Genomic DNA, 25,750 nt, shown 5'->3' on the forward strand with positions numbered 1-25,750 from the left:
AAATGGTAAATTGTAAATGCCTTAGTGTTTAAAGTGACGGATTCCTGTAATAACCATAGCTACGCCATGTTCATTGCAATATTGGAAAGTCAAGTCGTCTTTTACAGAGCCTCCCGGCTGGATAACGGCTTTCACGCCTTCCTTGTCCGCTATTTCCACGCAGTCGGGGAACGGGAAGAAAGCGTCGCTGGCCATCACAGCGCCATTCAAATCAAATTCAAATGATTTAGCTTTTTCAATCGCTTGTTTCAACGCGTCCACACGTGAAGTCTGGCCGACACCACTAGCCAGCAACTGTTTGTTTTTAGCCAGTACGATAGCATTGCTCTTGCTGTTCTTCACAATCTTGTTTGCAAATAACATATCCTCTATCTCAGCTTCTGTAGGAGCTTTTTCAGTCACCTGCTTCAAATCGGCAGTCGTTTCCACATCCAGGTCTCTTTCCTGAACCAGCACTCCATTCAACAAAGAACGGAACTGCTTCTTCGGCAATTTAGCTTCCTTACGGACCAGAATGATACGGTTCTTCTTCTGTCCCAGAATCTCCAAAGCATCCACATCATAATCCGGAGCAATAATCACCTCAAAGAATAATTTGTTGATTTCTTCCGCTGTCTCCTTGTCAATCACGGCATTAGTAACCAGTACACCGCCGAAAGCCGATACCGGATCACCGGCCAGCGCATCCTTCCATGCTTCCAGCACCGTAGGACGTGAAGCCAGTCCACATGCATTATTATGCTTCAGAATCGCAAATGTCACCTCATCAAACTCGTCAATCAAATCAACGGCTGCATTGATGTCCAACAAATTGTTGTAAGAGATCTCCTTTCCATGAATCTGATCGAACATCGCATCCAGATTACCATAGAAATAACCTTTCTGATGAGGGTTCTCGCCATAACGAAGTTGTTTCTGCTCTTCCACCGCACAACGGAAAGCCGAACCTTCACCGCCATCAAAATAGTTAAAGATGGCAGAATCATAATGAGAAGAAACAGCAAATGCTTCTTTTGCGAACCAGCGACGCTCCTCGCGTGAAGTAGTAGCGCCATGTTCCAACAACATATCGCGGAACGGCTTGTACTGTGCCTGGCTGGCGATAATCACCACATCATTAAAGTTTTTGGCAGCAGCACGGATCAACGAAATACCACCTATATCTATCTTTTCGATGATAGCCTGCTCTTCGGCACCCGAAGCTACAGTTGCCTCAAACGGATACAGGTCAACGATTACCAGATCTATTTCGGGTATTTCATATTTCTCAATCTGCTGCATATCTTGTTCCAAACCACGACGACACAAAATACCTCCGAACACTTTGGGGTGCAATGTCTTCACGCGCCCGCCCAAAATAGAGGGGTAAGTAGTCAAGTCTTCCACCGCCTTGCACGGGAAGCCTAAAGATTCAATAAACTGTCTTGTACCTCCTGTTGACAGGAATTCCACTCCTTCTTCGTGTAGTTTGGTTATAATCTCGTCCAAACCTTCTTTGTGATAAACCGACACCAACGCGGTTTTAATTCTCTTAGCCTCTGACATTTTTTATAGATTAAGTATTTGGGCTACAAAGGTATAAATTTTCGGTCTATAAATTCCACACATAAACGTGAAATATTATTTATCCCATAATATTTAATCAGTTTTGAATGATTTGCCTATGTATCAATAAGCTGAAACATCAGTTGAATGGACTATATTCCCCAGACAAACAGCGTGTCGGCCAATCAGCAATCCGATTCATCGCCACGCCTTGTAACACAAATGTAACACGTATGACATTTTATCATAATATGCCACCCGTATCTTTGCGCTCAATAAAATAGAGAGACAAAATTATATGGAAACAATGTTTTTGGGAATCGTCGTATTCCTTTTTCTGCTAGCCATATTCGATTTGGTAGTAGGCGTCAGCAATGACGCAGTGAACTTTATGAACTCCGCCATCGGCGCCAAAGCCGCGTCATTCAAGACCATCATCGTCATCGCTGCTTTCGGCATCTTCATCGGTGCCACGCTGAGCAACGGCATGATGGAAATCGCACGGCACGGTATTTTCAGACCTGAGCAATTCTATTTTCAGGAGCTGATGTGCATCTTCCTGGCTGTCATGGTGACAGATGTAGTCCTATTGGACATTTTCAATTCCTTAGGAATGCCCACCTCCACCACCGTGTCCATGGTATTCGAACTGCTGGGAGGTACTTTCGTACTGGCGCTTATCAAGATAGCGGGCGACGAAACCGGCATGCTGGGCTTCGCCGACCTGCTGAATACAGAAAAAGCATTGTCCGTCATTTTAGGTATCTTCCTCTCGGTAGCGGTAGCCTTCTTCTTCGGCACACTGGTGCAATACCTCTCCCGCCTCCTCTTTACCTTTAATTATACAAAGAAACTGAAATACACCATCGGACTGTTCGGTGGTATCGCTGTAACATCCATCATCTATTTCATGCTGATAAAAGGGCTGAAAGATTCCGCTTTCATGACAGCCGAAAACAAGCACTGGATTCAAGACAACACCTTGATGCTGATAGGTTGCAGCTTCGTATTCTTCACCGTCCTGATGCAGATACTGCATTGGTGCAAGATCAATGTGTTCAAAGTTGTCGTAATGCTGGGTACCTTCGCCCTGGCCATGGCTTTTGCCGGCAATGACCTGGTGAACTTCATCGGTGTGCCCCTGGCCGGTTTCTCCGCTTATACCGACTTCATAGCCAACGGCAACGGTGAGCCGATGGGTTACTTGATGAACTCACTGAACGGCCCCGCCACCACTCCGTTCCTGTTTCTGTTTCTGGCAGGCGCCATCATGGTATATGCACTAATCACCTCGAAGAAAGCTCAAAATGTGGTAAAGACCTCGGTTGACCTTTCCCGCCAGGACGAGGGCGACGAAATGTTCGGTTCATCAGCTGTGGCACGCAGCATTGTCCGCTCCACGATGAGCGCTTCGGAGAATATCGCCAAAATATTGCCCGACAATCTGAAACGATGGGCCGACAGCCGCTTTAACAAGGACGTGATCATTTTAGAGAACGGTGCGGCATTCGATTTGATACGCGCCTCGGTCAACCTGGTTTTGGCCGGCCTGCTCATCGCCCTGGGTACTTCCCTGAAACTGCCTCTCTCTACCACCTATGTCACCTTCATGGTCGCCATGGGTAGCTCGCTGGCCGACCGCGCATGGAGCCGCGACAGTGCCGTTTATCGCATCACCGGTGTCCTTTCCGTTATCGGTGGATGGTTCATCACTGCCGGAGCCGCCTTCACCATCTGCTTCGTAGTCACACTTATCATGTATTACGGAGGCACATTGGCCATGCTGGCCTTGATTGCGCTTGCCATCTTCCTTTTGGTACGAAGCAACATCAGCTATAGCAAAAAGCAGAAAGACAAAGGCAAAGACGATATTTTCTCGCGCCTCATCGCCAGCAAGGATAAGGAAGAACGCTGGTCATTGCTCCGCCAGCACGTAAACAATACATTGGTAGCCGAAATGCAATTTACCAACGACACTTACCGCCAGATAACCGACGGATTCATCAATGAGAATCTGAAAGCGCTGCGCAAAGCCGTAAGCAACACCGACAGCCAGAAAGAAATGCTGAAAAAGATACGCCGCAAGGAAATTCTGGGACTGCGCCGCATAGACAACTTCACCGCCATCGAGAAGAACACTTGGTTCCATTTGGGCAGCAACAGTTGCGAGCAGATGCTCTACTGTCTGAAACGCATCTGCGACCCTTGCAAGGAACACGTAGACAACAAGTTCGCTCCACTGTCGGAACGCGCCACCAATGAGTTCATTCCCGTCCGCGATGAAATGACCGCCTTGATGACCCGCGCCACAGAGGTGCTAGCCAATAAGGACTACACCCAGACAGATGCCCTGCTACGCGAAGGAGCAATGCTGAAAAGCAAAATCTCCACCCTCCGGAAAGAGCAGATGGACCGCATACAGGAACGGGATGTGAACGTAAAGGCCTCCATCGTGTACCTCAATGTATTGCAGGAATCACAGGAGCTGGTTTCCTACTGGCGTCATCTGCTACGCGCCGACCGCATGTTCCAGACCGATTTGAAGAAATAACGCACTCATCTTATAATAAATAATAAATTAAGATAGCTTCTTCCCCTTATTCAAGGAGAAGAAGCTATCTTTGTCGCATTATTACCCTTGATTATTCACTATTATTATAATAAAACCTATGAAAGACCTCAATCAAATCATCAAACAGTTCCCCGAAGTGGGCGAAATAGAAGAAGTTAAAGCATTAACCTCCGGCTTAATCAACCAGACTTATTTGGTAAAATCGGTCGATCCGCAGGAGCCGGACTATGTATTGCAGCGCATCAACCACCAGATATTCACCGACATCGACATGTTACAGCATAACATCGAAGTCGTAACAGCACATATCCGCAAAAGACTGGAAGCAGAGGGCGAGACAGACATAGACCGCAAAGTGCTCCGTTTCCTTCCGACTGCCGACGGAAAGACCTTTTATTATGACGGTGAAGGTTACTGGCGCATTTCAGTATTCATCCCCCGCTCACAGACACTGGAAGCCGTTACCCCCGATTCTTCTTATCTGGCAGGCTTGAAGTTCGGCGAATTCCAAGCGATGCTGGCCGATGTGCCCGAACAGTTAGGCGAAATCATCCCCGACTTCCACAATATGGAATTCCGCATGAAGCAGTTGCGTGAAGCAGTTGCCGCCAATGCAGCCGGCAGACTGAACGAAGTGCGGGACATTGTGGATGCCATTGAAAAAGACGCGGACGAAATGTGCAGCGCCGAACGGCTGTACCGCGAAGGCAAGCTACCCAAACGTATCTGCCACTGTGATACCAAAGTGAGCAACATGTTGTTTGACGAAAGCGACAAAGTGCTCTGCGTTATCGATTTGGACACCGTGATGCCCAGCTTCATTTTCTCCGACTTCGGTGATTTCCTACGTTCGGCCGCCAATACCGGCAAGGAAGACGAGGAAGATTTGAACAATGTCCGTTTCAATATGGAAATATTCAAGGCATTCGCCAAAGGATACATTGAATCAGCCCGTACTTTCCTGACTCCCCTTGAAATAGAAATGCTTCCCTATGCCGCCACACTGTTTCCCTATATGCAGGCCGTGCGTTTTCTAGCAGACTATATCAACGGAGACACTTATTACCAGACCAAGTATGAAGGCCACAACCTGGTGCGCACCAAAGCACAATACAAATTGTATCTGGAAGCTAAAGCTGCTATCCCTGAGATGAAAGCCTATATCAGCAGTCTGTTATAATCAGCAGTCTGCCTTAAAAGGAAAGGAGCACAGAGGTATCTCACGCGACACCTCTGTGCTCCTTTCCTTTTTACCCGGCAATCATCCGGGACTTACCTTTTCGGTATATCCACCGACTTCTCACTTTTTCCCTTCAGGTGTTCGGAGAAGTAATCCACCAGTCTCCAGTAGAAATATTCATTCATATCACCGAAACCGTGACGCTGCTGCGGAAGAATCAACATGTCAAAACGCTTGCCGGCACGGATCAAGGCATCCGCCACACGCAATGTATTGCCCGGGTGTACATTGTTGTCAATATCACCATGGATAAGCAGCAGATTCCCCTTCAGCTGTCTGGCAATCTGAGGATTGGTAGCTATTTTGTACACAAAGGTCGTATCCCCTTTCTCGCTTACCACTTCTTTCACGCCATGATGAGTCTCGCTCCACCAACGGTTATAGATGTTATTGTCATGATTTCCGGCACAAGAGACAGCCACTTTGAAGAAATCCGGATATTGGCACATGGCAGCCGTACTCATAAATCCACCTCCCGAATGTCCGTGAATACCCACTTTATCTATATCTATAAAGTTATGGCGCTGTGCCAATTGCTCGATGGCATATTTATGATCGGCCAACGGATAATCACGCATATTTCCATATCCATAATTATGATACCATTTGGAACGGCTGGGATGTCCGCCACGTTGTCCCACAGAAATAACAATGAATCCGGCCTGTGCCAGACGGTCCGTACGGGGACTCATGCGGGTAAACGGATAATAAACACCTTCCACCTGCGGCCCGGGGTAAACATAATCCACAATAGGATATACCTTGGTTGAGTCAAAATTAAACGGTTTATACATCACGCCATACAAATCCGTCACGCCATCGGCCGCCTTTACCTTAAAGATTTCCGGAAATTTATAACCGGCAGCAAAAAGCTGTGAGAAGTCGCTCTCCTGGATATCCATTACTTTATTACCATTAGTATCCAGCAGAGTGGCACAAGGCACCGTATTTACACGCGAATAGTTATCCACCACAAAACGGGCATCGTCGTCCACTTCTACACGATGGAAATAATCTCCCTTAGTCAGCAACTTCAAGCCACTTCCGTCCAGATTCACGCGATACAGATGTTCATAATAAGGATGTTCCTTGGCATCCATACCATTGGCGGTAAAATAAATCACACGCGCCTTATCGTCCACTTTCAATATTTCCTCCACATGCCATGGACCTTTTGTAATGCGGTTCTTCAAATTACCTTGATCATCATATAAATAAAGGTGCGCCCATCCATCACGCTCACTCCATTGAATAATTTCTTTTCCACCATTCAGCACTCTCAGCGGACGGGTTTCCTGATAGGTATTCATCCGTTCCTTTATAACAGGCACAATGGAGTCCTGCCCTATCGTATAAGAACAAATATCAATCCGATGCAAATCACGGCTGCTGCGAGTCAGGAAAAAACGGTTGTTATCCCCCTGCCAAACGGCAGCCTGATCCTCCATGTCACGCTGTTTCTGCATCATCGGTTTGTATTCCATGCCAATGCTTTGATCTTTATAAGCCGCCACTTTAATTTCCTTACGGCTGTTATCGGTCATATCGAACAAAAACAAATGCTCTATAGGAGATTCCTTTTCGCCCGGCATCTGATATTTATAAGTTTCCAAAGTAGGACGGGGCTGCGCCATCGAGTTGATTACCCACAATTCCTTTACAGCGCGGTTGTCGGACACAGTCATTGCAAAATGGCGGGAGTCGGGCGACCATAACCCATACGCCCGGCGTCGCTTGCCGTTACAAAGCGTGTCGGTGTTGAGCATACTGTAAGGAATGCCGTAGCCAAAATCCTTCATGCCATCTGTAGTAAGTTGGATTTCCACAATCGTACTGTCCTTTTCATCCTTTTTCGCCTTTTCATAATCTTCACGACTCATGCGATACAAATTCATGTCCTTGGCATAAACCACAGTTTTACCATCAGGAGAAACAGACCCCCAATAGATCTTCTTCGGCTCTTCTTCCTTGTCTTTCAAATGGGTCAGCTTACGAGTTAGGTAGTCATAAGAGAAATAAAAGATTTCCTTTTCATTTTTCTTGTCTTTCTTGTCCTTGTTATCTTTCTTCGGTGCCGCATCTTTCGTTGATTTTACCTCAAAAGTAAAAGTCCGTCCATCTTCTTTCGCTTTCAGATTTGTGATAGGCAGATGACGTGCCTCAAACGGGTCTTTTACAATTTCAGTCAACTGAGAGGCCAGTTCGTCCCGGTCAAACAAGAGTTTCTTTGTCCGCGCTCCCGGATCAACTACATACCAGAAGGTTCCCTCACTCGTTTTGTATTCGAACCAAAAATTATTACCTTTTTGGAACCAATGTGGATCCACCACAGTAGAGAACAACAGGGTGTTCAGTTTTTCCTGTGTGTACTTTTCTGCCTGCAAGTATTCCGGCAAGCGTTCCTGCGCCTTTGCAACAGGGCTTGTCGCACACAGGCCACCCATTAAAAGGGCGATGAATAGCATTTTTTTCATAGATTGAACTTTTTATCGTGTTTACGAGGAGCAAACATACGGAAAATTCTTCATTTCACCTCTATATATCCCGAGATAATTTTCACTCATATAAAAGCAGCGGCTATCGCTTGTTTTTCGTATTCTCCTTATATTCAGTCGGTGTCATTCCAAAACGCTGTTTGAAACACTTGCTGAAATAACGGGGGTCATTAATCCCCACCATATAAGCAATCTGCGTCATATTATAGTCACCACTCTCTATCAATTGCGCAGCACGTTTCACACGCATCTCCTTAATAAATTCAATAGGTGCAAGTCCTGTCAGAGTTTTCAGTTTCTTGAAAAAGACAGAACGACTCACTGCAAGCTCCTGTACCAGATCATCCACAATCAAATCGCCGTTGTCCATATTCTTCTCCATCAATTCCGTCAATTTCTCCATAAACTTACGGTCATGCGAAGACATCTCAGGCTGTGCTTGCTGCTCTTCTTCAGGAACAGGCTGAATATTCATCAGATTCGCACAATACAATTGTTGCAACTTGACACGTTGCGCCAGAATGTTCTCCACCCTAGCCTTCAGATAAGTGGCGCTGAACGGTTTCGTTATATAATCCTCAACCCCCAGCTCCATACCTTCCAGTTTACTGTCCATATCCGTTTTAGCCGTCAGCAACACCACCGGAATATGACTGGTCACCATATTGGCACGTAAATCCTGTGTCATGGCAATACCGTCCTTTTCCGGCATCATGATATCACTAATAATAATATCCGGAACAAACTTCAACGCCTTGTCCAAACCTTCGTTTCCATTGGCCGCCTCTATGACATTGAAGTTTGAGATAAAAATACTACGCAAGAAGAAACGAAGTTCCAAATTATCTTCAACCAGCAACATCGTCTTGCTCTCAGTTCCTTTCTCCTCGTGTTCCCGGACAGGCTCTTCCACTTCTTCCGATCTCATTTCGACAGAATCAGAGAGAATGAACTCCACATTCTCCGTATAATGCTCCTTACCTTTCAAGAACTCTACGGTGAAGCAGCTGCCTTCGCCTTCTTTACTATCTACACGGATAGTAGCCTTGTGCAACTCCACCAATTCCTTAACCAGAGAAAGGCCGATACCTGAACTTTGCTGATTGAACAGATTCTTGTCCAACAGGTTCTCGAAGCGGACAAAGAGGGAGGCTTTCTTGCTTTCAGAAATTCCTATACCTTGATCTTGCACACCAATCGCCACACTATGCTCATTTTCATGAATGAAAAGCGTAATCATCTTACCCTGCGGGGTATATTTAAAAGCATTGGAAAGTAAATTGAAAACAATTTTTTCCAACTTGTCCGCATCTACCCACAGTTTCAAGGAAGGCATCTCACTTTCGAATACAAAGTCAATATGATGCTCTTCGGCCAGCGATTCAAAGTTATCCATGATGTGGTGTACAAAAGGAACAATATCCATCTGCTCTATACGCAACCTCATTTTATTTTTCTGTATTTTGCGGAAATCAAGAATCTGGTTCACCAGGCGAAGCATACGGTCTGTATTACGTTCCACTACACGCAACTGCTCGCGCACATCATCCGGCAAAGCCTTGTTTTTCATGACATATTCCACAGGACCTGCAATCAGCGTCAGCGGAGTGCGGAGTTCGTGAGAGATATTAGTAAAGAAACGAAGTTTGATATCGGAGACCTGCTGTTCCACAGACACTTCATGCTTCAAGCGATAAATAGTAAACAAAATATAGACTCCGGCAAACAGAATCAGCAAAAAAGCGAGAATATAAATCACCATCGCCCAAGCGGTTTCCCAAAACGAAGGTTGAATGGTAATTTTCAAACTGCGTTCGTTCTCCACCCACACACCGTCACTATTAGTCGATTTAACCTGAAATACATAATCCCCTTTCGGCAGATTGGTGTATGTAGCGGTACGTTGTTTATCCACATAATTCCATTCCTTATCAAATCCGTGCAAACGATAAGCATAACGGATATTTTCAGGATAAATCATATCCAAGGCTGCAAAGGACAAAGTTACAATATTCTCCTTGTGCGAAAGTACCAGGTGTTCTGTATTATCAAGAGACTGTCGCAACAAACTGCCTGATACACCCGGAATCACCTCCTGATTGGATATTTTCAACGTTCCGAAAACAATGGATGGGACATAATTGCTTTTCTTGATATGTTCCGGTTCAAAATAAAGCATACCACGACTGGTGCCAAAGAGTAGGGTACTGGAACTAAGATTCAGCGATGTCCCCTCCTCAAAACGTATTTTGCCCCCAAAATCCCGTTCATTATAATTTTCAAAACGCTGTTCGGACGGAATAAATTTACTCAATCCGTTTTCCGTACTTATCCACAGATTCCCCGTGTCATCCTCTTCTACAGACAACAGGATATCTGAAGGCAGACCATCCTTCACGGTATAGGATTTAAATACCGCCTCCCCTTCCCCGTTCATGGAAACAAGCTGGTTAAGTCCTCCCCCAAATGTAGCCAGATAAACTTCTCCTTGTGAAGTGGTGACAACCCGATATACGTTATTGTTACTCAGACAATTCATATCATCGGGAATACGTGCATGAAGATGGAAAACAATCGATTCGGGATCTTTAAAATCTTCTTTAAAACTAAGTGCGCCATCACTGCTTCCCACCCATATATTTCCTTTATTATCAGAAGCGATATGACGTACACGATAAAAACGGTCATACGGGAAACCTTTCAAATTGTTCCGGGAACTTATGAACACATATTTCCCTTCGGGAGTTTTCTGAATATAATTCAACCCTCCACCGAAAGTCGCCACCCAGATGCGTCCATGCTTGTCTTCGTGCAACCAGTAAACACTGTTATGGCTCAGGCTATAGATATCATCCTCATCATACTTGAACCGGGTGAACTTAAAATGCGCCCCCTCCTTCTCTGCCAGAACAATCCCGTCTCCTTTGGTAGCAATCCAAATGTTTCCCCGGGAATCTTGCATGATATGGTAAGGGACTCCACTCAACGGTCTGCCAGATTTGGCTATAACCCCCTCCTCAGTCAAAATCCCCTGATAATTCAAATCGGAAGAATAAATTTCAATCTGGCCGTCCCGTTTCCCCATCCAGATGCGATGTTCACTATCTTCAAACAGCGCACGCACCGTATTGGCATTCAAGTCATAGCCATGCCCCGTACGGGGATAAATATGAAACTGGCTTCCCAGAAATGTAATCTTCTCCAACCCTTTTGAATGGGTACATAACCAAAGATTACCTTGCTTATCGGATAACATGGAATGCAGTTTGTTGGAAAAACGCCAATCCGGTGAATCGGGATCATTATAGAAAGGCAATAGCTTATCCGCCTCCCTGTCATACCAAGAGAGGCCACCGCCTTGCGGATGTACCCACAAATTACCGTTCAAGTTTTCACAAATATGAAAACTGGGATAGGAACGATCAGCGCCTCGTGGCTCCACTTGCATCTTTTCCTGCTTGAACACTTTCGTAAAAGGATTAAAATGACAAACCTCCCCCCATTCGGTCATCTCAAACCATGCCTCCTGTCTACTGTCAACATAAACAGAACGAAAAGCGTCCGCAGGGAATTCGGGACAATTGGATTTATTATAGACTTTACACTCTTTTGTATCCGAATGGTACAATATCAATCCTTCACGGGCAGTGGTTATTAATAATCCTATTCCTTTTATTTCATTGATAGCAACCACTTTATCCTTTACCGGAAGTTCCCAAAGACGAAAGATTTCATTCTGCAAGGAATAACACCATATCCGCCCTCTGTCTGATCCAAAATAAAGTTCGTCTCCACCACTGCAAAAAGAGTAGAAAGCCTGTACGGATTCATCTTTACCCGATTGGATATTCACAAAATAAGAAACCGGTTCTTCCTTATCATCAGTAATCTTCAGCAAGCCGTTATTGGTAAGCAGCCACTCTTGATTGTGAGCGTCGCTAAAGACTTGATTAATGTGAGTGGCATTTCCTCCGTGACTATGAGTGGCATATACCCGGGTGGTTATGCTATAATCCTTCGGATTTGTTTTCACCCGGACTGCTCCTTCATTTTCAGAAAGCAACCAAATGATACTGTCCGGCAATATTTTAATGGAAGAAAAACGCATGCCTTCCTCTTCTCCTTCGGCAGGAACTTGTTCGAATTTCTCTGTTTTTTGATCAAAACGACATACACGATAATCATACGTTTGCAGCCAGATGTAATTATAGGGATCTACTTCCAACAGGTCCACCCGGTTATTGGTCATCGTAATTTTATTCCCCTGTCTGGCCTTATAGACTTTGAAGTCATAACCATTGAACCGATTGATTCCATCCCAGGTCGAAAACCATAATGCTCCATTGTGGTCTTGTACCATGCTCATGATGGAATTCTGAGACAAACCATTTTCTGAAGAATAATGGGTAAAGGTACAATTAGGCTGACTTTTTGCATAAAAAAAGAACAGCAGAGCAAATATAAATAGAATGTGCCTTTTCATTTCGTAGATTTTCATATATATAGCATGACAAAAGTACATAAAAAGCAAGATATACCGATGTACGAGTCACTAAAAAAACAAAATAGTAAGGTGAAAAAAGTAAGTTAACTTCATGGACCAAGTAAGTTAACTTCATGAGCCAAGTAAGTTAACTTCATGGGCCAAGTAAGTTAACTTACTTTTCGAAGCCACATTTCTCTTGCTTTTCGCAAACCGGTTCCGTCCGATCATAAAAGATAATCCAGTTATCTTTTCAAGTTCTGCAACAATGCATTTCCATTTTTTACGGGGTTCCAGCCATCATCACCAGCCAGAATCTGCGCCTCTCCATAACCATCGGTATTCTTCAGTTGCTTTCCAAACGATGCGCGTTCACCCGTAGAGGCTCCTTCACCACGATTCTGATATTCGGCATAAAATGCTGTTTTCTCATTTTCCTTTTTGCCCCAGTTGTTCCAACCTGCCGGAAGGATATGTTTTCCTAAATCACAATGAATATAAACAGCTTGCGCATAAGGGCGCCAAGGACGGGACAAATACACCTTTCGAGCCTCAGCCGCACCCGTCAACTTACAATTGATGAATACATAGCCATATTTCTTTCCTTTATCCGTAGAAGGGGCAGTAACATACCCGTCTCCCAAACTATGAATGGTGCAGTCCTTGAACAATGCCGTAGACCAGCCAAAAATAAAATCCACCGTTCCTTCTATGTAACAACAATCGTAAAACTGACGGCTGTCTTTACCATAAGTGTACAAAGTATCCTGATTTCCCAAAAAACGACAGTTTTTGAAATAAGCGCGGTCTCCGCTGACAAAACAAGCTACTGCCTGCCCCACTCTGCCGGCACTGTTCTCGAAAGTAATATTCTCGGCATAGAAATCGGGAGCATAGATATAACAGGTTGATGAACCAGAGGTAGACATTTCTTCTCCAAAATAGTTCTTTTTAGAAGCAAAATCATCATTTGTCAGAATTGCTCCGTCCTCGCCTATCAAAGATATATTAATCTTGCTTTCAGGAATAACCACTTTCTCCTTATATACCCCTTTACGGACTAGAATAGTAGTGCGTCCTGCTTTACGAAAATCGGGAACAGCATGGATTGCTTCCTGAATGGTAAAGAAATCACCACTGCCATCTTTTGCCACAACAAAATCATAATGACGAACAAAAGGCGCCAATGCAGGAACCTTTTCAGCTATAGCGTCCACTGTCAGACCGGCAATGGTACGTGCCCCATATACATTCAAGTGCGTATTATCCTCACGACCTTTCGGGCAAGCCGCACACACGCCTTCGGGTATCCACATGAATAATTTTTTTGAAGCTTCCGCTCCCATTCCCTGCACCAAATCATGTGTTATCTTGTTCATATCCACAAAAGGTACATCCAATTCTTTTGCCACATTGCGCGGAGAGTCCAAATATTTTCCATGAGTGTCAATCAGCACTTCCCCATCCTGAGAAGCAGCATCCTTTGACAAATCCCTGCGCACATCATCTTCAGCCACCGCATTCTTATTATTCCGGAAATTACGACGGACTATGGCATTAAACAAAACGGGAATTCCCCCTTTGGCACGCGTTTCTTTTACAAAACGACGTAGATTGGCATCAAAAGTAGATCCGGGATCAGTGTGGCGTTTCTCATCTGCTTTCTCATCATTATGCCCGAACTGGATAAAGACATAATCACCCGGCCTTACCTTATTAATTACTACCTCCCATAATCCTTCATCAATAAAACTTTTAGAACTCCGCCCATTCCTTGCATGATTTTCCACACGGATTTCTTCACTGAAATATCCCCCCAGCACATGTCCCCAGCCACGTTCCTGATTGCCCCCTTCCAAAGGCTTGTTGGCCATAGTCGAATCTCCTATCATAAAAATAGTAATCGTACGGTCTGCCGTAAAGGCAGAAAATAACAACAAAGCAACAAGTGCCATCCATATTTTTAATCTCATCATTGTTTATTTTAAGTTTTTATTAAAGAACTCAAGTACATCTGCCTGTATCTCTTTGCTACAAAAATGTGGCAGGTCATAGAATTTAGTACTCAGCAGATGTTCCACCGACTGATTTTTCCACACATCCTGCATGGTAGAGAAAGCGCTTTCAACTCCCTTTACAGGAAAAAGCTTGTCCCGTAAACCATTGATGAACAGCATCGGTTTAGGACAGGCAATAGATGCCACATGAGGATAATCCATCCAGTTCCGTATGCCGGGAATAATCATGGAATAGGCAGAACCGCCTTTATTCTGATTATTAGTAAGCGTCATTAAACTATCCGTAGTATTCATCCAGCACACAGCAGCGCCTGCTTTCACCACATCTGTAGCAGCACTGATCATCCAGGCACGATGTGCTCCCATAGAAAATCCCATCGTACCTATCCTATCTTTGTTGACCATAGGCAATGCAGCCAAAAATTCAGCGCTACGGATATCATCCCAAACGATCAAGGCTCCCCACGACATTCCCATCTGTAACATATTAGCCGCCAATGCTTGTTGCGAGTCATAACGTACTCCTTCCTTACGTCCCCGTTCTCCCCAAAACAAAGCATCTACCGCAAGCACTACATATCCGTGGCTTGCCAGATAATCACCCACATACTGTTTGTCATAACATCTTTCCGCCCAATCGTCCGCATCAGCTGTCACAGACGCTTCCACACCAAACGGGCGCACCATCTTCTCTTTCCCTATCGAAAAATGGGCTCCATGATCGTGAAGCAACAACACGGCGGGGAACGGCCCTTTTCCATCAGGAATCAACAGATAAGCGGGGACACGGGAATATTCCGACACATTGAACAGAATCTTTTCTGCCGTATATCCATTCCGCCGTTCCGTATCTATCACTTCTTTATCAAAAGCCGCCACAGGAGGAGCGGGTTGCATACAATCAAACAAAACTTTTCTAGCCCCCTCACGCCATTTTTCGAAATTCCGGATAGAAGAGTTCCCCCATGCCATAGGATAAGTCAGACTTTCCTTCAATTTCTGATAAAACAACGGCATATCATTCTGCGTTTCATAACGCATAGAAACGGTTTCCGCCTTTTCTTGAGCAGAAACCGTCAGACCTATCCCGAATAACAATAAACAAATTACTGTTTTCTTCATAAACCTATACCTGACAAACTTTATTTTTCAAGGTAACTGATTAATTTCATCATATTGTCAATATATTCTCCTACAGAGATACATAATTCTCCGGTGGTACACGGATAAGGCGATGTATCGTGCTCGTCTCCTACAAAAGTAGTTGTATATTTCGTCTCCTCACTAGGACCTGAAACTGTATATGGCTTATACGGATTCGAGGTTGACTTTAAAGGAGAGAGCCAACAACCGTCCTTCGTCAGTGACTTCACCAATCCCCGGGCAACTTCTTCCGTTGCTTTTCCACGTAAACGAGTATAATATTTAGGTAGGGGAACCAATTGATCCTGCAAGAAAGGTGAATTCTTTGCCAACTCGGATACCGGGATTTTCTTCACCTCCTCATAACGACGACGCAGTTCACTCGGATTCACAAAAGTAGCCGAATTATAATGGCCTATCGTATTTTCTATATTCTGATCAATATAATAAGCACCGTTTTTCACATTACTTCCCTTACGATGAACATACAGTGGCTTACCTGTATCAGGATCAACAAAACGAGGTACCAGAATAGCTTCCGGATTATTTGACTGACGCTTCCATTTCTTCACATCCGATTCCGGCAATTTCATTGATTCCAGAAAATGAATGGCAGCAGGAATACCCGACAGGAAACGAGTGTCAGCTGTAAGTTTATAATATTCCATCATTAAATTGATCAGACGGACAGTGGTACCGGTGTTCACACTGCGCGGTTCATAAGAACGGGCATGAGCCGGCTTCAAATCATCCACCGTGTATTGATCCGCCCAACCGGCATAAGGCTCCCCTTGTTGAAGAGAAATCATCAAGTACATGGCACGCATAATGGGTTCTTTCACCCCTTGCAGCCCCATCGCCTGATAACATTGAATCAAAAATTCGGTTGCATCAGGAATCACATCATCATTCAAAGTGATGAACGACGAATAATCTTTCTTACCCTGGAAAGGATGATCATGCATCAATGGATAACGCTGGGGCCATCCACCTACCGGATATTGACTTTTCAAGACAAAATCAATGGTTTTTTCCAAAGCCGGGCGGAAAGCAGCATCATTTTTCTCCACATACATACGAAGCAGGAACTTGGCAGCCTCCATAGTACCCGCATCATCGTAAGTCGCATTTCCATAATAATGTTGAAATTCCTCCAGACGCCAGCCATTTTTACCAACGGTATCATACCAGGACTTTAACGAGTTCTCTCCTGCGAAATCGAACACATAATTCCATCCGCCACATTCAAGCTGCCCCCAAATCAAGGTGTTAGCCACTTTTCTTGCAGCTTCATAATAATACTCATCCCCTGTAGCATGATAAGCATCAAGCAACAGATGACCCACAGAAGGAGTTCCCGGCGGCTGAATCCAAACCATTGTCCTCTTGGCTTCCATTTCTCCCCATGAACGGGACATATCCGGCAAATAATTCCATACGAAGCCACCATTATAACTCACCTTGTCCATCATGAACTGAGTGGCGGTTTTCATCGTATTTATAACTTGGTCATCTAATTTTTTATTAGTTTGAGCCATACCTACACAAGCAAGATTTGCCATACACAAGCAAAGGGCAATTCTTCCCCATCTCTTCTTTAATGTGCTTTTCATTGTTGTCTTAGTGTTTTGATTCAAATTTAAATATCATTATGAAGCAAAATAAGCCATTTTTCGGGGCTTGGATTTGTAATATTTGGTCTTTTCCTCGTATATTTTAATCACGGTGAACCACTCTCCCCATATTATTTATATATTTGAAGAAAAGTTTTAGTTATTCATTTTATATTAAATGCAAGATCATGAATCGTAAAGTAAGAACCGCATTGTATGCTTGTGCCCTGATGGCACCATTGATACTGCAAAGCTGCAATGCACAAAGTGAAAAAAAAGAGAGCAACAAAGAGTGTACTGAAGAAACAAACAAAAACACTGAAAAAAAGGTTATGACAACAGGTAGTGAGAACTTCATCTTTGCAGAAGGCAAAGAATGGGAACCTGCAGGCGAAGGTGTAGTGCGCCAGATCATGGGTTACAATGATGACATCATGGTCGTCAAAGTGAAATTTGAAAAGGGAGCTGTAGGAGCTGTTCATCATCACGTCCATTCACAAGTGACTTATGTGGAAAGCGGAAAGTTTGAGTTCACCATCAATGGCGTAAAGAAAATTGTATCAGCCGGCGACTGTCTGTATAAGGAACCGGATGCTGTGCATGGTTGTGTATGTCTGGAACCGGGTATGCTGATAGATTGTTTCAGCCCGATGCGTGCTGATTTCCTGGAGAAGAAATAGGCATTCCATTATTCCATCCACTGCAGGGGCAGATTGCCGTGCTTTCAGGACCTTTAATGTGCTCCTACAGTGGAAATGGATGCTGTCTTTTTAATCTGCAAAACGGATGGGACGATTGCTTAACCTTATCAAATCCGGTAAATCATAATATTTCAAAGCACCGTACAACACATTAGAATACATATCCCGCTGCATAGGCTTCTCAATGTATTCCTTCCAAGTCTTCACACTATGTGTTATCTCCACACTGTTGATTCTTTCATCCAAATAAGCGGCATGAATGGTAGCTGGACCATAAATACCATTAGCAAATACTTTGACGGAGTGTCCTTTCAGAAGTTCATGTTCCGAACAAAAATCAAGCAAAGTCAGGATATCGACTACCCGTTGTCCCATAATAGGACGTCCTATATGCATACTGATCATTGCATTACGATATTCACGGTTCCAATATTTAGCATCCGTATAAAATGCAGGGTCCGTCGTTTCCCCCAATCCGCGCAAATCCGCCAACAACAAAATTTTTCCTTCCGTCAAGGCAGCAGCAAAATTTGCATATTCACTCAAATAAGTTCCTTTCCCCTCTTCCTGTAACCTTAACTCAACAGGAGAATCAGCATTCGCTTTGGACGGCACGATAAGAATACACGGAACAGGCATCTCCCCTTCCCTTATAAGCTGAAATTTATATTGCTCATATTCACGCATAGAATCATGTCCGGTTGCCTCAATTCTTATTTTATGCTCAGGAAGACCTTTAAGACCTAACAAATCCAACATCTTTGCCTGAACAGTTTTCTTTCCTTTCGAAAGAAACGCCTCACGCTTGGAAGCCCACTCATCCAGCTGATTCACATTTTCCTGCATAATACTGAGTGCTCCAGGCATAGAAACATTCACCTGTCCTTTAGTCGTACAAAGCATATCTGACAACTGGAAACGGTCTTGTGCCGCTTTCTTCACCGGAGATTGATCATCTTTCAACCAACGTTTGAACCAACTGACCAGCTTTTGCCTTTTTTCAACTCCAAGTCCATGACCGGTTTCTACTGTCAGCATATCCACCTTTTCGGGAACTCCCAATACTTTATAGCACTGTTGTAATTCAGCATATCCTTGCTGCGCCCCCCACAAATCGACAAAATCATATTTACCACTTAAAATCAATAAAGGCCGTGGAGCCATCATTAAAGCAAAATCAGGTACTTCCAGTTGTTCACTCCCTTCGTAGGGTATATGTTGGCAACCGTCGGAAGGACCTTGCAACTCCATAGTACGTTCTCGGGTAGAAAAGAAACTACAAATGGCCGCTACCTTTACACGGGGATCCAAACCTATATAATAAGCGGTCTGAGTGCCACCGCCGGAAGATCCATAGACTCCGATATGCTCCGGATCAATATCCTTACGGGTCAGTAAATAGTCCAAAGCCCGATGATTGTCCCAATATTCCTGTGCCGCCAAACTAGTACCAAGCAAGTTAAAGCCCGCATTCAGTAAGGTATGTTCCGTGGTAGCCCCCCGTGTCAACGGCTTTCCTTCCCTGTCAATAAGTTGCAACCGTTCTCCCTGCCCTATGGGATCTACCACCAGTACAGCAATGCCATTGGATGCCATCAACATAGCGGCATGAGACGAAGGCCCTTTACCATTCAATCCATGTCCGCAAAGTTCCAATGTTGCCGGAACAGGAACAGTCGTGTTCTCCGGCATATAAAGATGTGCTGTGACATAGCGGCCGGGCTTGCTTTCAAAAATTATTTTCTCTATATGATAACCCGTACCTTGTACCTTCCCCACCACCTGAGCATTTAAATTCCCTTTCTCCGGAAAAGTACCTACAATTTGTTTATATCGTTCACGGCAACCCTCCAGATACTCCTGCATCCCGGCAGAAGAAGCAAACGCTTGTTGAATAGCCGACTGCCGATCAGCAAACTGCCGATGTACATCACGCATCAGATAAGAATTATAAGCGGTACTTTGACTCCAAGGTAATGCCTTGAACTCACCCTGAGCAGATACCCCAACAGTCCCCACCCATATTCCCAAACCTACACATAAAGTGCGAAAACCGATGATTTTTCTCATAGAATCAATCCTTAAGTTATTGTACCACAATTTCAATTTTCTGACGGTTATCTCCGGCAGTCTTCACATACAGACGTTTATGCTCCGTATCATAAAACCAGCCTGTATTCCGGTCTGCATCTGCAACCGATGAAAGAACGGGCAACGATTTACCATTTTCTATCACAGATTGCGGAGCGTTCTGCAAATAAGCCTTCACCAGATAAGTGTGTTTGGCAGGTTTGTACTTCCCTACCGGTTTATCTGCAGTAAACGTCCAGCTACCATCAGCGAGCCTGCTGGTAAAGCGGGTCAATGAACCAATCCCTTTTTGATAATCCATTGATATACCATCATCTTCATACATCTCGTAAGAAGAAATACCTGACGGATAGACATCCAATGTTATCACATCTACAGGATGCTGATCTACCCACTGCATAGCAGGTTGCATGGGAATAATAGCTCCGGCTTTTATATAGACAGGCAACACATCCAACGGAGTAAGAAAAGACTTATATTGGCGGCCCTCGTAACGCTCACCGGTTTCATAATCAAACCATTCTCCACCGGGGAAATAGACATGCTGGCTCAGTGCACCTTTGGTAGTGACAGGACAAACCATCATCCACGGCCCGAACATATATTGACGTGTCAGCTGATAGGTATTCTCATCCTGAGGATAATCCATCACTAAAGGAGTCATCATGGGACGTGCCGTTTTATAAAGCTGATAGGCATTACTATAAATATAAGGAATCAATGTATAACGCAAACTATCGTATTTGATAAAATTGGCCAAGGCTTCCGGACCATAAGTCCAAGGTTCATGATAACGGGGATGATCCATACCGAACACCATGGCGATAGGTGAAAACATACCGAACTGTACCCAACGGGTATATAATTCCGTATCGTAAGGAGAATATTGTTCAAATCCTCCCATGCAATGAGTCCAGTTACCTACACCACTCATACCGATATTAAGTCCTGCACGTATCACCGGTTCAAACCACTGCCATTCACTCCCCCAGTCTCCGGCCCATATATAAGGATAACGCTGAATTCCCGCATAACCTTCACGGGTATGTGTCAGCCCCCTCATATTATTATATTCCTGAAATTTACGATAGGGTGCTTCCGCATAAGCTAAAGGAAATATATTATGAAGTCCTTTCAGGTCCATCGTCCCTCCGACATCTGTTTTCACAAACTTAGCCCCGATAGAAGCTACTTTCATTACTCCATTCTCCCACCACCAATCCACGGCTTTCGGATCAAAGAAATTCACCAGCCCTTCTATCTTGGCTCCGGGATACAGCACGTTTCCCTGTTCACGCGCCTTATCCAACAGATGATATTCAGGACCATTATCTAGTATGGAACGAATATGGAGCCCCACCATTTTTACATTCTGCGCATAGCAACTGTCAAACATGGCTTTCGGGTCTTTGAAGGTATTACGCCATTCAAAGCAACAACCGCCATTTCCGTAAGTGGTATTAAACAGTCTCCAAGTAGAATCCAGCCAAAGCAAATCAAAAGGCACTCCTTCCTCACGCAAACGTTTACATAAAGCAGGCGGGTATTTATCGGAAGTCATCTCTTCATTCTTCCAGGTTCCACCGGAATAAGTACCGACATGCAACCCCATTGCAAAACGAGGAAGCATGGGGGATTTTCCAGTCAATTCCGTATATCGGTCAATCATGGTATAAAAATCGGGACCATACATAAAATAATAGTCCAAATCACCGCCAAAAGCTTTGAACGAATAATAATCACTACTATCCCACCCCATATTCCATTCGGTAGCAAACGGAGTATGAAAGAACAAACCATATCCTTTGGTACTCATCATAAAAGGTACGGGACAATAATTGGCACGTAAAATATCTTTTCCTCCTACAGCCGGTTTTATCCCTCTTCCCAACTCTACATTCAGATAGACCTTACGCCCTCGCTGATCCATGAAATCCATACGTTCCCCAAAACCAAAGAAATGCTCATCCGGTTGTAGAACAGCTTTCGTCTTGACAGAATCCTTATAAAAACGTTGTTCCCCAAGTTCCGTATAAAGCAGTTTGCCGTTTTTATCGGAAACAGACAGACAGAACGGATTCTTGGTAGCCTCTATAATCAGTTTTCCGGTCGTAATCAACCATGCAGCACCTTTATCTTCCACTGTATAGTGTACAGGAGTAAAATCATATTTCCGAACCATCCACTGCTCATTTTCAGCGAACACGGTACCTTGAGAATGACGTACACGGAACATATCATCTGTACAAAATTCCAATTTCACATTTCCCTGAGGCAGAAGAAACAACAAATCATTTCCTGTCTTCTTAAAAGAAGCATTGGCCGCCCATAGCCCTATACAATACAGGCATAAACAAAAGCATAGGATTCGTTTTTTCATGGTATCTGTTATTTTATTTAAAATCAATCATATTGAATATCAGTTTTTTGGCTACAAGTCCGGCAGCCGAATCATTAATGATGTTCCCATAGATATCCAATGTAGAGAACAAAACACTACCCTTACCCATCGGTACAATCCCCATAGCAGTTCCGATAGCCATAGGATAAGTATGATAGGCTCCGACCAGCAATTCCTCACCTTCCATCACTAATCCCATACGCTCCACCCCTGTATGTATCAATGCCTGATAAGGCCAGTTGAGAGCATTTCCGACAGGAAGTTCCTTGAAAATATCATGCGGCTTATTAAACATCACCCCGCCCAGCCAGTTGGTTCCAACAAAGAATTTGTCCTTAAACACCGCTTTACTATTAGCCGCTATAAATTCCGACCACTCATCAGCACTCTGAATAATAAAGATTTTGGTTCCATCATTTACAGCACGTTCCATTAAACGCTGTGCATCCGGCATCTTATCATTAGGAACAGCCCAATCCAGACGACAACGCGCGTTACTGCGAGGATGCCTGAAACGAATCTCTATATCGGCAGACTTGCCTCCTTCCAAATAGACTTTTCCATCGCCCAAATGCTCTTTCTTCCTGGTAATTTCATATATTTTCTTACCATTGACAAAGACTTCAATCATACTACGGTCATTACTCTGAGGAATAATCGTATATTCACCACTGACAGAGGGAAGTATTTTACCACTCCATTTAATACCATAACCATCAAGCATATACACAAAAGGACTTGGTGTAGCTCCTTCAATAGCACTCAGATTAACCACCTTGGCCACTTCATGATAAACTTCCTTCTGAAATTCCATATCCTCATAATAGACCACATCCAATCCCGGTTTGCCATCGGCAGAGCGTAACGCTTCCATCGGCACCATTGTCAATTGATCTTTCTTAGGAGGACGGGCCACCATAATCCAATCCAACTTTCCTAAATTATCCTCGTAAGCCGCAACCGCTTCTTTCGTTTTACCCTTCAAGAAATTCTGTAAAGCGTTTCCATCTTCCCAAACGGCCCCTTTGCCATCCAACATATTGGATGCCAGATTTACAGACAATATATCATCATACCCAGTTGTAACAACGGAATTTTCCTTACATAGTTTTGCTTGAATTCTACAAAGTCCTCCAGCTGCAGGAACAGGTATTTTTACATCTTTCACCAACAACTGACCATAAACCTCACCTCCGGCGGCTTCTGTTTCATAAGTCCCTACCTCCGTTATATTTCCTTGAGAGTCCGTCACCGAGATTTTCAATTGATGTTTTCCCCGGACATTCTTCTCATTAATCAGATAAAAGTCAACGGTCACCTCTCCCCCTGCGGCAGCAACCTGTTGCCTGGTCTTTACCGCTACATACAAAGGCTGATTATAACGAGCTATAATAGCCGGATCCGATTTGGGATAACGAAAACAATCGACAATTCCCGAATAATTCTCCGTCAATTCCGATTCCCATCCATTAACAACGTATGCATCCGTCAAATTATTCATTCTGGCCGATTCTATTTTACGTCCCTGATGTTCATAAGACACCGTTCCCATAGCCACACATAAATCATCTACGGTAGGATAAACTGTCCTTAGCTGTTTAGCATCCAGAAATTCATTAAATTCATCATACCAACGTAAAAACTCTCTACCATCCCATCCTTTATAGCTATATTTTTCCAAATCTTCTTTATTCTTTTCCAAACGAGGAGGTGATGATAAAGCCCCTTCCTCACCAAAGAATACAATTTCACGCTTATTCTTTGTATCATTATAATAATCTTCAGGGCCTTTGTACAAACCTTCATTCCAAACAGCAGGTCCTCCGGCACGATGATAATCATACCAGCCACTCCAATACACTTTTTCATCGTAAGGACGAATATGAATTTTAGCCTGATCTTCTATATCATCCCCCTTTGCCCAAGCCGAGGTACGAAGAATCAGCCGGGAAGGATCCAGTACACGCATATCCTTCATCGCTTGAATTTCCAATGCCAACTTTTCAGGAGCAGCATTTCCAGATTCATTCATCATATTGTAGATAACCAGACAGGGATGACTGCGATCCCTCTTTACCATACGGACGACCTTTTCATGCAAAACAGCATTCATAAACGGCTGTCTCACATCCAGACGGAAGCCGCCAGGCTCTTCAAAATAGAGCAGTCCCAACTCATCAGCATAATTCATTACGTCAGTATTACCGATAAAACGATGAAAATTCAACATATTCAACCCTAACTCCTTAGCGATGCGAATTTGCCTTTCAGCCAATTCTTCCGATGGGAAAATACCATTGACCGGCCAAAAACTCCAACTGATGGCCGAGCGAAGCATGATACGTTTTCCGTTTAAACGAAAAACAGCATCCTCACCTATACCGGAAGCCTCGAACCAACGGAATCCAAAACGGCGGGAATCTTTATCTACCCAGTTCTTTCCTTCGGATAACTCCACCTCACATACATACAGATTAGGATCATCCACGCTCCATAATTTCGCCTCCGGAGCTGATATAGGAATCTTCAGTTCATTCATACCTTTATTTAAAGAAACACCCTTTATCTCTTTAGAATAAACTATTTTTTCTTTATTTTGCCACTCGTACACCGTTATACGAAGATCCTGCTTCGTAGTCTTTCCTTTTTCATTCTGTAATGTCAGAATAGCGTTGGCGGTGGTTATCTGAGGAGTGTTCTGCATATAAATATCCGCCACATAAACAGCATTACATACCTTCATACCAACTTTTCCTGTTATTCCTCCAAAGCCATGACCGGGAGGCAACATCTTATCTCCCCACGGAATCGTTCTGGAGTCACGCCAATCATGGTTACCACCCGCATCCGTTATACGTACAGCCAATTGTACTTGTTCTCCCGATTTTATATAAGGAGTAATATCCGTTTCGAAAGGAACATTGTCCACAATCTGATAATCCACTAATCTCTGATTAATAAAAATCTCCGCCCGTGAACGTATAGAGCCAAAATTCAAAAAGACTTTTTGTCCTTTCTTCAACACCGGAATATCCATTGTACGACTCCACCATGTAACTCCTGTAATATCTCCTTCGGGTCCGGACTGAGTTTGAAGATATTCTTCAGCTGTTCCGGGAACCTGTACCGGAAGAGTCTGGGCAGAAGTCAATATATCCCATCCCGCTGTAGGAACAATTACAGGAGTTTTCCGTGCCTCTTCCAATGTCAAATAAATATCCTCTGTCTGCCAAGCTGCATTTTTATCCTGCCATAAATGCCATCCTTTTCCTGACAAATCAAAAAACGGTCTCTCCTGTGCTCTCACCCCATAAAATGGACATAACAACAAAAATGCTATGGCAATAATACTCTTCTTCATAATTATCTATTACTTTCTTTTATTAAATTCAATAATAACTGTTGGCCCACTACATTAGCCCTGTTCTCGCTTTTAATACATGACTCC

At 43.9% G+C, this 25,750-nt stretch carries 12 protein-coding genes; 3 read left to right on the forward strand and 9 right to left on the reverse strand.

Annotated elements, in window-relative coordinates; genetic code table 11:
• Positions 1-21 precede the first annotated feature (21 nt).
• Entirely contained in the window at positions 22-1,545 is a 1,524-nt protein-coding gene (gene purH / locus ACYQ0C_RS17320; RefSeq protein WP_016277708.1) for a bifunctional phosphoribosylaminoimidazolecarboxamide formyltransferase/IMP cyclohydrolase, read from the reverse strand.
• A gap of 298 nt (positions 1,546-1,843) precedes the next feature.
• On the opposite strand from purH, the gene ACYQ0C_RS17325 reads away from it, so the two are divergent.
• Positions 1,844-4,096 (forward strand): inorganic phosphate transporter, encoded by a 2,253-nt coding sequence (locus ACYQ0C_RS17325; protein WP_016277709.1) that lies wholly within the window; start codon positions 1,844-1,846, stop codon positions 4,094-4,096.
• Between the two features lie 118 nt (positions 4,097-4,214).
• A complete protein-coding gene (locus tag ACYQ0C_RS17330) occupies positions 4,215-5,297 on the forward strand; it encodes a phosphotransferase enzyme family protein (RefSeq protein ID WP_016277710.1) in 1,083 nt (360 codons plus the stop codon).
• Between the two features lie 92 nt (positions 5,298-5,389).
• Here ACYQ0C_RS17330 and ACYQ0C_RS17335 read toward each other — a convergent pair whose 3' ends face one another.
• The 5 genes from ACYQ0C_RS17335 to ACYQ0C_RS17355 form a co-directional block, all read right to left on the reverse strand.
• Positions 5,390-7,831, reverse strand: a complete 2,442-nt coding sequence (locus ACYQ0C_RS17335; RefSeq protein WP_016277711.1) for a S9 family peptidase — start codon at positions 7,829-7,831, stop codon at positions 5,390-5,392.
• A gap of 103 nt (positions 7,832-7,934) precedes the next feature.
• On the reverse strand, positions 7,935-12,335 hold the full coding sequence (locus ACYQ0C_RS17340; RefSeq protein ID WP_025076654.1) for a hybrid sensor histidine kinase/response regulator transcription factor: 4,401 nt from the start codon (positions 12,333-12,335) through the stop codon (positions 7,935-7,937).
• Between the two features lie 245 nt (positions 12,336-12,580).
• A complete protein-coding gene (locus ACYQ0C_RS17345; protein ID WP_032942068.1) occupies positions 12,581-14,308 on the reverse strand; it encodes a pectinesterase family protein in 1,728 nt (575 codons plus the stop codon).
• Between the two features lie 6 nt (positions 14,309-14,314).
• On the reverse strand, positions 14,315-15,475 hold the full coding sequence (locus ACYQ0C_RS17350; protein ID WP_016277714.1) for a dienelactone hydrolase family protein: 1,161 nt from the start codon (positions 15,473-15,475) through the stop codon (positions 14,315-14,317).
• Positions 15,476-15,495: 20 nt separating this feature from the next.
• On the reverse strand, positions 15,496-17,109 hold the full coding sequence (locus tag ACYQ0C_RS17355; RefSeq protein WP_016277715.1) for a pectate lyase: 1,614 nt from the start codon (positions 17,107-17,109) through the stop codon (positions 15,496-15,498).
• Positions 17,110-17,297: 188 nt separating this feature from the next.
• Between ACYQ0C_RS17355 and ACYQ0C_RS17360 the strand changes: the two genes are divergently transcribed.
• Positions 17,298-17,789: a cupin domain-containing protein gene (locus tag ACYQ0C_RS17360; protein WP_016270970.1), complete on the forward strand. Its 492-nt coding sequence runs from the start codon at positions 17,298-17,300 to the stop codon at positions 17,787-17,789.
• A gap of 90 nt (positions 17,790-17,879) precedes the next feature.
• Here the strand turns inward: ACYQ0C_RS17360 and ACYQ0C_RS17365 are convergent, their stop codons facing one another.
• The 3 genes from ACYQ0C_RS17365 to ACYQ0C_RS17375 are packed head-to-tail and all read right to left on the reverse strand — an operon-like array spanning position 17,880 to position 25,663.
• Positions 17,880-19,880, reverse strand: a complete 2,001-nt coding sequence (locus ACYQ0C_RS17365) for an alpha/beta hydrolase family protein (RefSeq protein ID WP_016277716.1) — start codon at positions 19,878-19,880, stop codon at positions 17,880-17,882.
• A gap of 16 nt (positions 19,881-19,896) precedes the next feature.
• A complete protein-coding gene (locus ACYQ0C_RS17370) occupies positions 19,897-22,281 on the reverse strand; it encodes a glycoside hydrolase family 31 protein (RefSeq protein ID WP_016277717.1) in 2,385 nt (794 codons plus the stop codon).
• Between the two features lie 13 nt (positions 22,282-22,294).
• On the reverse strand, positions 22,295-25,663 hold the full coding sequence (locus ACYQ0C_RS17375; protein ID WP_016277718.1) for a glycoside hydrolase family 2: 3,369 nt from the start codon (positions 25,661-25,663) through the stop codon (positions 22,295-22,297).
• Between the last annotated feature and the right edge of the window lie 87 nt (positions 25,664-25,750).

Source organism: Phocaeicola sartorii JCM 17136 = DSM 21941 (genome assembly GCF_054653615.1).

Excerpts from the sequence above, each read along its gene's own strand:
- ACYQ0C_RS17345 (WP_032942068.1), bottom strand. The coding sequence starts at position 14,308 with ATGAGATTAAAAATATGGATGGCACTTGTTGCTTTGTTGTTATTTTCT.
- ACYQ0C_RS17360 (WP_016270970.1), top strand. The coding sequence starts at position 17,298 with ATGAATCGTAAAGTAAGAACCGCATTGTATGCTTGTGCCCTGATGGCA.
- ACYQ0C_RS17370 (WP_016277717.1), bottom strand. The coding sequence starts at position 22,281 with ATGAAAAAACGAATCCTATGCTTTTGTTTATGCCTGTATTGTATAGGG.
- ACYQ0C_RS17335 (WP_016277711.1), bottom strand. The coding sequence starts at position 7,831 with ATGAAAAAAATGCTATTCATCGCCCTTTTAATGGGTGGCCTGTGTGCG.
- ACYQ0C_RS17375 (WP_016277718.1), bottom strand. The coding sequence starts at position 25,663 with ATGAAGAAGAGTATTATTGCCATAGCATTTTTGTTGTTATGTCCATTT.
- ACYQ0C_RS17355 (WP_016277715.1), bottom strand. The coding sequence starts at position 17,109 with ATGAAAAGCACATTAAAGAAGAGATGGGGAAGAATTGCCCTTTGCTTG.
- ACYQ0C_RS17330 (WP_016277710.1), top strand. The coding sequence starts at position 4,215 with ATGAAAGACCTCAATCAAATCATCAAACAGTTCCCCGAAGTGGGCGAA.
- ACYQ0C_RS17325 (WP_016277709.1), top strand. The coding sequence starts at position 1,844 with ATGGAAACAATGTTTTTGGGAATCGTCGTATTCCTTTTTCTGCTAGCC.
- ACYQ0C_RS17340 (WP_025076654.1), bottom strand. The coding sequence starts at position 12,335 with ATGAAAAGGCACATTCTATTTATATTTGCTCTGCTGTTCTTTTTTTAT.
- ACYQ0C_RS17350 (WP_016277714.1), bottom strand. The coding sequence starts at position 15,475 with ATGAAGAAAACAGTAATTTGTTTATTGTTATTCGGGATAGGTCTGACG.
- ACYQ0C_RS17365 (WP_016277716.1), bottom strand. The coding sequence starts at position 19,880 with ATGAGAAAAATCATCGGTTTTCGCACTTTATGTGTAGGTTTGGGAATA.
- purH (WP_016277708.1), bottom strand. The coding sequence starts at position 1,545 with ATGTCAGAGGCTAAGAGAATTAAAACCGCGTTGGTGTCGGTTTATCAC.